Genomic DNA, 11,106 nt, shown 5'->3' with positions numbered 1-11,106 from the left:
CCTGTTCAGTATCGTCAAGTAGCCCTTAAAAAAGTTGTCTGATTTAATATTGACAATCCAATGCTGCATAGAGGCGGACATGAGGGCAAGCGGATATATTTTTAGAAACGAATCTTTGTTTAGCACAGGGACATACCCCTGTTAATATACAAAATCGCTTAAATATTAGAACGCTTCTAATCAAGAAGTTTCAGAGCCAAAGGCGCAGGCACATTGATTAATCTGTATGGTAAACTGATATCAATATGTTTACATAGAGCATTGAGGCAAATCATAGCGGTATAACGTTACAACCGGCTAGCTAATCTGAAAATGGAGGGATTCAAGATGAATCTATTGAACAAAAAGGTAATTGGTGGAACCAGTGTGGTCTTATCCATGCTGCTTCTATCTGCATGTGGATCAGAAGCGACTCCAGCTGCATCTGTAGATACGAGTGCGTTACAGGACAAAATTGCAGTGCTGGAGAAAAAGCTCGATGAACAGAGTGTTAAAAGTGATGAGCAGGCGCAGAAAATTGCTGCATTGGAGAAAAAGATGACAGAACTTGATGCAGCTGGTGGTGCTACTGCTGGACAAGGTGTGAACAGCCAGACATCGACTAGCACGGGCAATAATGGCTCTGCCGGAAAAGGGGACGGGGTGCTGATTACATTTGCCCAGTATAAGAAGCTGGAGGTTGGCATGTCCGTAGAAGAGGTCATCAACATTCTAGGCGGCGAAGGTGAAGCGCTAAGTGAAACGGAGAACACGGTCGTGTACAGCTATAAAGGTGCAGCTGGCGATGGTTCCAATGCCGTGATTGCTTTTCAAGGTGGGAAGCTGCTCACGAAGGCACAGGCGGGATTGAAGTAACCAACCGATCTAACAAGTAGATGGATCTAAAGAGCAGATTACAGATACAGCAAAAGTATAAGGAACATGTAATGATAAAGCGACTTCAATGCATTCAGCGAGCCTTAGCGGGCTCGTTTTTTGTATGCATTCGACTATGCTGGAATTTCTTTTCGGCGGCAGGTGTGATAGAACAGAGAAGTGAGTGTTGCCATATCGGGCTTCCATTTTGATTACACGAAAAAAAATTCAAGACAACAGCAGCATTGCAAATGAAAAGTGATCTGATTACCCTTATTAAGTAAGGTGAGAAAAATTGGACATGAGACAAAATAAGAACGGCTCTCAGACAAAGTTTAGCTTGAGTGCCTCAAGAACTATACAGGCGAGAAAATCCTTTTTATGTTACTGAAAGTAGGTCTTACAAATGTATGCTACTGATTTTAATGGAGAAATTGTAATAAATACAGAAGCGCAGATGGTCGAGTTTATTCGAAATCGTCCAGCATGTAATGCCAATCAGTTTATTTTTACCTTTGAAGAAAGTGGTTTCCCTCAACTATGTGCTTTTGTTCGGGATGATGATTGTGTGTTGTATTTTTTAGATTCTGAACAAAGGGGAACTTTTGCTTCTTGCGGTGATGACAGTATGAGGGACGAAACGGTTACCTTTTACGAGAATATTCACGGCGCAGAAGTAGTTTTAGCAAGTGAAATGGTTATTACAGTTCAACAAATGACGGATGCATGCACAGAATTTTTCAAAACGAAAACTCGTCCAACCTGTATTAGATGGATGGAATTGTAGTTTATACTTCAAGCGTAAGTATGTTGCTACGTTCTAGCAGAAAACTATCATCGCCAAAGGAGAACTTTATGAAAAACTTCATCATATTCGGAGCAAGCAAAGGATTAGGCGAGGCATTTGTCCAAGGATTGCCAGAACAAGGGGATCAGGTTTGGGTCGTTTCTCGCACGCGTCCTCGCATTTTAGATGTGGAAGATGGTATACAGAAATATTGGATTGAGGCGGATCTAGCGAAGTCGGATGCGAGTCATCTGATCGCGAATGCCTTACATAACGTTCGATTAGACGTATTGATCTACAATGTAGGGATATGGGAGAGCAAAGGCTTCCGGGATGACTATGATTTTGAGCAGGATGATCCGGCTGAGATCGTCAACATCATTAACATCAATGTCACCTCTGCGATTACTAGTATTCAGAAGCTGTTACCGAATCTCAAACAGTCAGATAACGCCAAAATTTTCTTGATTGGTTCGACGGCAGGTCTGGAGCATAATGATTTTACGCAGGTTTCATTTGCCGCTTCTAAGTTCGGTTTGCGCGGGATTGGCAATGCGATCAGAGAGCATGTGAAGAAATATGAGATCGGTGTGACCTGTATCAATCCGGGTGAAATTGCGACCCAGATTCCATTGGAAGATGGAGTGGAGAAAGTCTTGACTGAACACAAGGGCACACAGATTCCGCTTCAGGATATGGTTTCTTTAGTGAAATGTGTGATGAACCTTTCCAAAGCTTCCTGTGTGAAAGAGATCAATATGCCAGCCATGTTGGATGCTAATGCGTAGTGGAATGGATAGAGAGTTATAGTGCAATATACGCGAAATAAGAGAGATTCCTATCGACCACTCCTATAATAAGGAGTGGTTTTGACTTTATATATGAATATATGAATATATGAATATATGAATGTGTGGATTGTGGTCAAACTTTTATTTGTGCTTGTTCTCTAACTAGAGGTGGCATAAGGTAACGTCAGAGCTAGCAGTATTGGCAATGAACCCATACATAAATAGATGTTCAACTTCCGCGGGCGTACAGCTCAGCGGATTTTTCTTTTTTAGCTCTGGCATTTAATTACAATCTATCGAATCAGGCAAACACTCCACCGGAAAAGGCAAAGACCATAGCATTCCTTCCCGTATACTTAGGATAAATATTCTACCGATCAAAGCGATAAATTATTTTTCTACAGTTAAAGGAGGAGGCTTATTACTATGGCAAATAAAACGCTTCGGGCACTCGTGATCATTCTTGCCTTTGCAATTGCTGGATACGCTATTGTGCAGTACGGCGTTCTTCAAGCGAGCAGTGCTGGACTTGTGTCTTTCAAATTAACAAAACCGAATTTTGAACTTCAACCATGGATCTATGTGCTATACGCCCATATTTTCACCGCAGTATTTGCCCTGGTTATAGGGCCATTTCAGCTATTTATAAAGCCAACCTCTGCCAGAAGACGCTGGCATCGCCGATTGGGGTATGGATATGTTGCTTCGATTATGATTAGTGGGATCGTGAATGTGTATTTATCCCTGTTTGCAACAGGAGGGTGGGTTTCTAGCCTTGGGTTCATGTCGCTCGATGTATTGTGGGTTGCGACTACACTAACTGCGGTAAGAAAAATTATCGCCAAAGATGTCCAGGCGCATAGAGTATGGATGCTTCGCAGTTATGCGCTTACGTTTTCAGCGGTCACGCTTCGCATCTTGTTAGCGCCGCTGGCTATTCTGCTTGGTGATTTTGAGGCGGCATTTCGGATTGTCGCCTGGGCATGTTGGATTCCGAATCTGATTGTTATTGAAACCGTGATTCGTAGAATGAGGTTGCGGCAGCAATACTGATTCATAACTTCCAACTCAAAATGATCTGTAAAACTGCGTATTCATGACGCAGTTTTATTTTACATATTAGATTTTGCTATGAAGTAGAAGTATACTAATTCTAGAATTTAATCCATATGATTACATTTCGAATAATCACGTTAGAAAATCGCCGTCTCATATTTAACTTGGAAATGTCTGAAGATCAAAAGCATTTTGTTGCATCGAATCTATCGAGTGTAGCTTCGTGATCTGTTCTTGTGACGAATGGAAGAGAATCCTTTTTCTTTGTAGAACTCTAATTATTCCATTATGTAACCGTTAATAAATCGGAGGTGATCCCTCTGTACAAAAAAATAATCCCCTTCATGTTCAGCCTGATTTTCGTATTGATAGCTACAGCTTGTGTCCCGCCCGGAACGGAATCTTATGATGCTTCGCAGTATGAAACCGACTCTGAACAGTTCGATGTTCAGCTACAGGTGATCCAATCGAATACGCCTGCTCCCCAAGAATCGACGTTGCTGATCCGAAATAAAGCAACTCAGGAAACTGGAGAAGCCGATATGAAAGTGAAAATTTACTTTCGCGTCTACGATGGATCTATCGAAGGTCAGCTCAATCAAACTACAATCATTGATGTGACGACCATTCCAGCTCCTTTATTAAACGGATTAGATTTTAAAGCAGTGCTTGTCTATGGAGATCAGAAGGAGGAAATTACGTTTCATCGCGTTAAGGTGGCACGGAAGCATTTTAGACCTTAATGCCATAACTTCGATTCGTGATCCTTTATAAACTCAGCCGCATATGTATGATTCCATGCGATTATGCCGATACTATCGTGCAGCTTCAAGTATCAAACGGGCAATGGATCAAAGCTTCGATTAACGTGACTATTCTATCTAATCTCTCTATCTAGCTCACCTGCTATAGCCCCACCATATGACCAGACATACCTTTTTCATATGACAGAACTCTTCTTCCCTCATGTTATACTCAAAGGAACAATAAGGTAGAAGGAGCAAGCCATATGATCCCATTCCGACACGACCATGTAGGTAGCTTTTTACGTCCTGGCAACTTGAGTCAGGCGCGTGAACAATATAAAGCAGGTAGCATCACACACGAGGAATTACGAGCTATAGAAGATCAGGAAATTATCCGCATCATCGAAAAGCAGAAGGCGAACGGTGTGCTTGCAGTTACAGATGGCGAGCTGCGCCGAAGCTGGTGGCATTTTGATTTTCTCGGTGGTCTGGATGGCGTAGAGCTGTACGAACAGATCGAAGGACCCAAATTCCACAACATGCAGACGCGTAAAGGCGGGATTCGCGTTGTTGGCAAAGTCGATTTCTCGACGCACCCTTTCCTAGAGGATTTCAAGTTCGTCAAGCAGCATGCCGGTGATACTGTGGCAAAGCAGACGATTCCGAGTCCGAACATGCTGCTGTATCGCTTAGAAAATGATGCGAATGTGTATACAGATCGCGAGGCGTTCCTACAGGATACGATCGCCACGTACCAAAAAGCGATTCAAGCGTTCTATGATGCAGGCTGTCGTTACCTGCAACTGGATGATACGGCATGGGCAGACCTGTTCTCTGAAGCAGGGCATGATAAGCTGCGCGCTAAAGGGCTGGAGCCAGCGCAAGAGCTGAAGACGATGCAGCGCATGATTAACGAGACATTGGCGAATAAGCCAGCGGATTTAGTCGTGACGATGCATATTTGTCGGGGCAATTATAAGTCGAACTATTTCTCGACGGGCGGCTATGATTATGCTTCTGAGGTGATTTTTGGTGGCTTGGACGTAGACGGATTATTTTTGGAATTTGACGATGAGCGGTCAGGTAGCTTTGATTCCTTGAAGCATGTGAATCGCAAAGACCTGAAAATCGTACTCGGTCTGCTCACCTCCAAAACAGGCGAGCTTGAGGATAAAGAGTACATTAAGGCGCGGATTGCCGAAGCGGCTACGTATGTACCGTTGGAGCAGCTTTGTCTAAGCCCGCAATGTGGATTTTCGTCGACGGAAGAGGGCAATATTTTAACGGAAGACCAGCAGTGGCGTAAGCTGCGTTATGTGAAGGAAATTGCAGACGAGGTATGGGCGTAATCTATTTAGATAAAAAGGGGTTATCACATGACAATTCAAGCAGATCAGCATGCTGTTCCTATCGTGACCGTTGAAGCGTTGATTAATGGACATAATGTAACGTCCGTTGCTCAATCAGCGAAAGAAAATCCGTCCAATCCGTCCGAGATCGTAGGCTATTTCCCTGTGACGACGAAGGAACAGGCTGTCCAGGCGATCGAAGCGGCAGCAGCTGCGTTCAAAACATGGAAGAAGACTGATATCGAAGACCGCATCGTGAGCATGCGTAGAGCGATTGAAAAGATTCGAGCAGCTGAGAACGAAATCGTGCATTTGCTATCCAGAGAGCATGGCAAGCCGCTATATGATGCACATGGCGAAATCTATGTGTCGTTGATGTGGATGGAGTTTGTATGTAATGAAGCAGCAGCGGCTCTCAAGGAAGAGGTTCAGGAGCATGATCACGGTAAAACGATTCTGTCGTATGACCCGATCGGCGTAGTAGCGGCGATCAGCCCATGGAATTATCCGATTGCCCTGTCTACGATCAAGATCGCCCCTGCCTTGCTGGCGGGCAATACGATCGTGCTGAAACCAAGTCCGTATGCACCACTGGCAGCAGCAAAAGTAGCGGAGATTATCGCAAGCGAATTCCCGGCAGGCGTGATCAATGTCGTACATGGAGCTGCGGATGTGGGTGTGGAGCTGACGACGAACCCACATGTCGCGAAGATCGCTTTTACGGGTGGTACGGAAACGGCGAAGCATATTATCAAGGCGGCTTCAGATACGATCAAAGATATGACGCTGGAGCTGGGCGGAAATGATGCGGCGATCTTCCTGGATAGCTTTGACGTTGAGGATGAGCGTGCGATGCGCCGGATTGTCGTTTCCAATTTCCTGACGACGGGTCAGATCTGCATGATCGCTAAGCGTGTGTATGTGCACCGCTCGATCTATGATCAGTTTGTAGAGAAGTATATCGAGGCGGCGAATCGCTGGATTCGTATCGGCGATGCGTTCGATCCAGACACGACAGTCGGCCCGGTTAATAATGTGAAGCAGCGGGATTACGTGCTGAGTTTGGTCGAAGATGCGAAGCAACGCGGCGCGAAGGTGATTCCGCTTGGACGTATTCTGGATCAGAAGCGGTTTGATGAAGGATACTATCTGCAACCTACGCTCGTTCTGGGCTGTGATGCGCATGATCCAATCGTGGTGGAGGAGCAATTCGGCCCTACCGTTCCGATCTTGCCGTTTGATGATGAAGAGCAGGTGGTTCAGTTGCACAATGAAAGCATCTACGGATTGACCAGCTCGGTATGGGGCAAGGAAGAGGATGCGATCTCTGTAGCGCGTCAGCTGGAGGCTGGAACGACGATGATTAATACGGCTGCGGTGCAGGGGCTGGATGTTCGCTTCCCATTTGGCGGCTTCAAGCAATCTGGGATTGGTCGGGAGTATGGTGTAGAAGGTATTCGCACGTATACAGAGCAGCATGTGATCAATGTGCCGCAGATGCTGGATCTGCCTTATATTCCGGAGTAAGAGGGATCGAGGTTGTTGGTACGAAGTGCCGTTGTGCGTGAGTATAGGTTTTAATAAAGCGCCCTATTGGCTGATTCTGGAGAATCGGTGAACAGGGCGCTTTTCTGGTGGAAAGCCAGCTTTTACAGGGGGTTCGTTTCCTGTTTAAACTATAATCTGCCTTTTCAATCAAGTGGTACACTAGCTCCCAAATTCCGCTCAAGCAGTGCCCCTACCCGCTCTGCCATAACAGAAGGAGGGAGAGGCTGTTCATTTTTGAACCACCATTCGACGACCCCTAAAATAGCTGCTCCTAGAAATTGAATATCTACATTGACCTCATCCGTTACTGCTGGTTCGGTTCCCTTTCCTAATTCTTGAAGGAAAAATGCAAGGAATCGATTGCGGAAAATGGGGCTTCCCGTGCTCACCAGCATCGCCGAGAAGAATAAAGCATGGCTTTCCAAATATTCAAACCATATGACCAATACATCAGGATCGGTATAATCGACATCATCCTCTGTTGATTCGCACAGTTGTTGCAGTTCGTCCATATGCTCTTCAATCAGTTTATCCAGAAGGTCGAATTTATCTGTGTAATGAAGATAGATCGTTCTTCGACTCACATCTGCTCTGTCGGCAATATCCTGTATCGTAATTTGATCGAAGCTTTGTTCGACCAATAGCTCGATCATTGCCTTTTTGATCGCTTGTTGAGATTTGCGTACTCTTCGATCTACCGTAGAGGCCATAAGAGCCACCTGCTTTCCAGCATAATAAATGCACAATTATATAAGATTCGTGAACTAATGCACGTAATGCGCTTTTTTAGAAATTGTAACCATTCGATATCTGAATACAATTATACATAGATGACACTTAATGCACTAGTGTGCATTTTAGAGTGGGTGAGCATTACGAGATACGGGAATAAAAGCACATCATATTGAGAAGATAAAGGAGAAATGGATGTATGAGAATTACGGTCATTGGAGCGACGGGGGCAACGGGAAGAAAAGTAGTCGAGCGTGCGCTTGAATTAGGACATGAGGTGGTAGCAATAGCACGCAGACCGGAAAGAATTAACCCAGCAGAGCGGCTGAATACTCGGCAAGCAGATGTGTTGGACGCGACCAGCATATGGAAAGCTATTACGGATACAGAGGTGGTTATCAGCTGTATAGGCCCAACGAAATCATCTCCAGCGGGTACGTTCATGGCGAAAAGCATTCCGAATGCGATTGCGGCTAATTTTTCTCCAGGTACGGTGATGTCGGAGGGAACTCAGAATATTGTGGAGGCGTGTGAGCGTAATGGAGTTCAGCGTCTTGTGATGCAGAGTGGCATTGGCTTGAGCGATGGGAGAGAGCTTACGATCGGTAATCGATGTCTGCTGGGTATTAATCGCCATATACTCTCGAAGGCGATCAAGGATAAAGGAATCGCTGAGCATACTGTACAGCATAGTAACCTGAACTGGATTATTGTCAGACCAACTGGAATGACTGACACAGATGCTACACTAAGCTATATAGCAGCGCCCGGAGCACGAATTAGTATGACGCGAACATTGTCTTTTGCCGATTGTGCGGATTGCCTTGTGCGAGCAGCGACGAGTGAGCCAGACTGGGACAGAACGATTGTCAATGTTGGGCGATAACTAGCATGCATCGTGTCTGCACCTTTCTCCGCAGTTACTGCGTTATCGCATAACCAACCACTTCATAAAAAAAGATCCAGCCACCTCTAATGACTGGATCTTCCCTCATAATATTAAATCTCAAATTCAACTGTACTGCCACTATCAACTGCACCATGCTCAGCCCATTCAAAAGGCCCCGGTGTGACAGCCTCATCCGATCTCTTCACTCCCATAAAATCCGCATCCAGCTGATACGGCGCCCCATCCGGCTCCTCAAATCCCATATTCGCATGATACGCCTTACCCAGCAGATCGGTCGTAACCCGCATAGCAGCAGAATAGCCCCGAAGCTGTTCAGCCCCATCGATCTGAACCCGAACGCGCACCTCATCATGCATAGAATCCACATCAATCTGTATGTACTTCGCCGCATCGGTCTTCGCATCTGCTTCATGCCGACTCGGAACCGCTCCATTCAGGAACACATTGCCACCCATCGCTACCGGAAGCACTGAATTCCCGATAAAGAAATCCTTCGCTGCATCTCCCAGCTCGATAAGCTCCTCCTTCGTATACTCCCACCAGCGCTTATCCTTGAAATTAGGATGCTGATCATACCCACCGAGTCCCACAGCATGTAAGTAACAAATCGAATCGTCCGGCACTCCATCCATCACGGTCTTCCCATCCTCGCCAACATTATCCCGTGGCTTCAACGGAAGATGCTCGAAAAACGTGATCGGTACAGGCTCCTTCTCCCCATCACCATCGCCGATAAAGATATTATTGTAATACCGATCATCCCCACCCGTAATATTCGAGTACCCTGCCATCGCCGTTTCATGTGGAAAATGATAAGGCGTCACACGCGTAACCTCAGAGCGAACGACAAATCGACCTGCAAATAAATTATGAGCAAATGCCCCACCCTGCGCCATATTTCTAAAATTCATCGGCGACAGGAACAGATTATGATCGACCATATACGGCCCGTGGCACACCTCTACGAACAGGTCTTCCGATAGGTTATCCCAAAATACATTGCGGCTAATTCGCGTCCCCTGTGCCTGCCAATCCAGCCAGAGCGCGCGATAGCAGCTCGTGATCTTATTTTCCATAATCTGCGTATCCAGCGCTGCATGCAGCTTGATGCCAGCGACTTCTGCGCCATGTCGAAGCCGTTTGTGATGGATATTGTAGATGCGGTTGTCTACAATTTGGCTAAATGCTGCACCCATATGACCGACAATGCCAGCCTGCTCGCAATCGTGAATCACATTACCACGAACGATATGACTGCCGACCGTATCCTTATGCCAGCCCGCGTGTAATGCGCGTAAAATCACTTCCTGCTCTCGCTGTGTACCGCCTTTACTCTGCTTCTCTGGCGGCTGGTGACCTGTACCGATGGCAGTGCCGAGGCTGATGCCTACGCATTTCGATTCACAGATCGTATTGTTTTCAATAATCCAGCCCTTGCTCCAGTGAGGGCCGATCAAGCCTTCCTGATAATCTGTTGGTGGCGCCCACTGGGGAGAAGCCTGACAAAGGGTGAAGCCACTGACGGTGATATAGCTACGCCCCGGTTGATCCGGCCAGAAGCAGTACGGACGCACGTTAATCTCTACATTTTCCTGACGAGGATCTTTTCCACCGAAGGTAGCCCAGATGGTAGTCGTCGTCGAACCGACTTCGGCATACCAGACGAGTAGAGAATCGTCAGCATATTTGGCGTCCTGCCATACCTTTGGATTGCGAACGCTTTCAAAACTGTCGCATTCGTATAACGATTTCCCGTCCAGATATACTTCACCCAGATGAACAGGAAACGCCCCGTCAAATAACCAGTCTCCACTCAGCTCGGTGGCAAACGGATTACGCACGGAAAAGATCGAATTCGGTACTTCGGCGCGCCATACATCGTCTCCTTCGGACTTCCAGTCGGTGATCCGTTCCGCTCCGGTAATCACGACCTCGCCGTCACCTGCGGAGCGGTAAACGATGCGATGCTCTGCGGTTCCTCCATTCGCCGGATTCACCCATTCTCTGTATACACCTGCATGAACGATAACGGTATCGCCAGCCACTGCTCCAGCAGCAGCAAGCGATATCGTGCGAAGCGGCTGATCTGCGGTTCCTGAATGCCGATCATTCCCATGTACAGCTACATGATATTCCATAATTCATCTCCTTCTGCCTACCTTGAGCCAGTCATTCAGCTTGCTTCACAGCTACAGGCGGGCTACTTTTAAAATGGTGGTTGTATCGAATTATTATACTAGAAAGTAGATGGAATGAGAGATATAGGAAAGTGGAAGCTACATGGCAGGATAGCGTTCTATACAATCCAATAATGATCGTCAAACAGCCTTCA

Annotated in this window: 10 protein-coding genes and 1 pseudogene; 9 read left to right on the top strand and 2 right to left on the bottom strand. The window is 46.2% G+C overall.

Annotated elements, in window-relative coordinates; all coding sequences use genetic code 11:
- Positions 1 to 327: 327 nt before the first annotated feature.
- From IEX62_RS23800 to IEX62_RS13565, 8 genes and pseudogenes are all read left to right on the top strand, one after another.
- Positions 328 to 855, top strand: coding sequence for a hypothetical protein (locus tag IEX62_RS23800; protein ID WP_229685764.1), 528 nt, complete (start codon positions 328 to 330; stop codon positions 853 to 855).
- A gap of 406 nt (positions 856 to 1,261) precedes the next feature.
- On the top strand, positions 1,262 to 1,642 hold the full coding sequence (locus tag IEX62_RS13590; protein WP_188776046.1) for an Imm1 family immunity protein: 381 nt from the start codon (positions 1,262 to 1,264) through the stop codon (positions 1,640 to 1,642).
- A gap of 68 nt (positions 1,643 to 1,710) precedes the next feature.
- Positions 1,711 to 2,430 carry an SDR family NAD(P)-dependent oxidoreductase gene (locus IEX62_RS13585; protein ID WP_188776045.1) on the top strand — a complete coding sequence of 240 codons (720 nt, stop codon included), beginning with the start codon at positions 1,711 to 1,713 and terminating at the stop codon, positions 2,428 to 2,430.
- Positions 2,431 to 2,859: 429 nt separating this feature from the next.
- On the top strand, positions 2,860 to 3,486 hold the full coding sequence (locus IEX62_RS13580) for a DUF2306 domain-containing protein (protein WP_188776044.1): 627 nt from the start codon (positions 2,860 to 2,862) through the stop codon (positions 3,484 to 3,486).
- Between the two features lie 116 nt (positions 3,487 to 3,602).
- Positions 3,603 to 3,713: pseudogene (locus tag IEX62_RS23795) on the top strand (GNAT family N-acetyltransferase); the annotation flags it as partial.
- A gap of 120 nt (positions 3,714 to 3,833) precedes the next feature.
- Entirely contained in the window at positions 3,834 to 4,232 is a 399-nt protein-coding gene (locus IEX62_RS13575) for a hypothetical protein (protein WP_188776043.1), read from the top strand.
- A gap of 266 nt (positions 4,233 to 4,498) precedes the next feature.
- Positions 4,499 to 5,584, top strand: a complete 1,086-nt coding sequence (locus IEX62_RS13570; RefSeq protein ID WP_188776042.1) for a 5-methyltetrahydropteroyltriglutamate--homocysteine S-methyltransferase — start codon at positions 4,499 to 4,501, stop codon at positions 5,582 to 5,584.
- Positions 5,585 to 5,611: 27 nt separating this feature from the next.
- Entirely contained in the window at positions 5,612 to 7,111 is a 1,500-nt protein-coding gene (locus tag IEX62_RS13565) for an aldehyde dehydrogenase family protein (RefSeq protein ID WP_188776041.1), read from the top strand.
- Positions 7,112 to 7,275: 164 nt separating this feature from the next.
- On the opposite strand, the gene IEX62_RS13560 is transcribed toward IEX62_RS13565, so the two are convergent.
- Positions 7,276 to 7,842: a TetR/AcrR family transcriptional regulator gene (locus tag IEX62_RS13560; protein WP_188776040.1), complete on the bottom strand. Its 567-nt coding sequence runs from the start codon at positions 7,840 to 7,842 to the stop codon at positions 7,276 to 7,278.
- A 221-nt stretch (positions 7,843 to 8,063) separates the two neighbouring features.
- Here IEX62_RS13560 and IEX62_RS13555 point away from each other — a divergent pair, with 221 nt between their 5' ends.
- Positions 8,064 to 8,750, top strand: coding sequence for an NAD(P)-dependent oxidoreductase (locus IEX62_RS13555; protein WP_188776039.1), 687 nt, complete (start codon positions 8,064 to 8,066; stop codon positions 8,748 to 8,750).
- A gap of 113 nt (positions 8,751 to 8,863) precedes the next feature.
- Here the strand turns inward: IEX62_RS13555 and IEX62_RS13550 are convergent, their stop codons facing one another.
- A complete protein-coding gene (locus IEX62_RS13550) occupies positions 8,864 to 10,912 on the bottom strand; it encodes a NosD domain-containing protein (protein ID WP_188776038.1) in 2,049 nt (682 codons plus the stop codon).
- Positions 10,913 to 11,106 lie beyond the last annotated feature (194 nt).

The organism is Paenibacillus hunanensis (assembly GCF_014645615.1).
GTDB lineage: Bacteria > Bacillota > Bacilli > Paenibacillales > Paenibacillaceae > Saccharibacillus > Saccharibacillus hunanensis.
This window is presented reverse-complemented; position numbering and strand designations above follow the sequence as displayed.

Bases quoted from the DNA above. Each gene is read 5' to 3' on its own strand.
- IEX62_RS13550 (WP_188776038.1), bottom strand. From the start codon at position 10,912: ATGGAATATCATGTAGCTGTACATGGGAATGATCGGCATTCAGGAACC.
- IEX62_RS13560 (WP_188776040.1), bottom strand. From the start codon at position 7,842: ATGGCCTCTACGGTAGATCGAAGAGTACGCAAATCTCAACAAGCGATC.
- IEX62_RS13570 (WP_188776042.1), top strand. From the start codon at position 4,499: ATGATCCCATTCCGACACGACCATGTAGGTAGCTTTTTACGTCCTGGC.
- IEX62_RS13580 (WP_188776044.1), top strand. From the start codon at position 2,860: ATGGCAAATAAAACGCTTCGGGCACTCGTGATCATTCTTGCCTTTGCA.
- IEX62_RS13590 (WP_188776046.1), top strand. From the start codon at position 1,262: ATGTATGCTACTGATTTTAATGGAGAAATTGTAATAAATACAGAAGCG.
- IEX62_RS13555 (WP_188776039.1), top strand. From the start codon at position 8,064: ATGAGAATTACGGTCATTGGAGCGACGGGGGCAACGGGAAGAAAAGTA.
- IEX62_RS13565 (WP_188776041.1), top strand. From the start codon at position 5,612: ATGACAATTCAAGCAGATCAGCATGCTGTTCCTATCGTGACCGTTGAA.
- IEX62_RS23800 (WP_229685764.1), top strand. From the start codon at position 328: ATGAATCTATTGAACAAAAAGGTAATTGGTGGAACCAGTGTGGTCTTA.
- IEX62_RS13585 (WP_188776045.1), top strand. From the start codon at position 1,711: ATGAAAAACTTCATCATATTCGGAGCAAGCAAAGGATTAGGCGAGGCA.
- IEX62_RS13575 (WP_188776043.1), top strand. From the start codon at position 3,834: ATGTTCAGCCTGATTTTCGTATTGATAGCTACAGCTTGTGTCCCGCCC.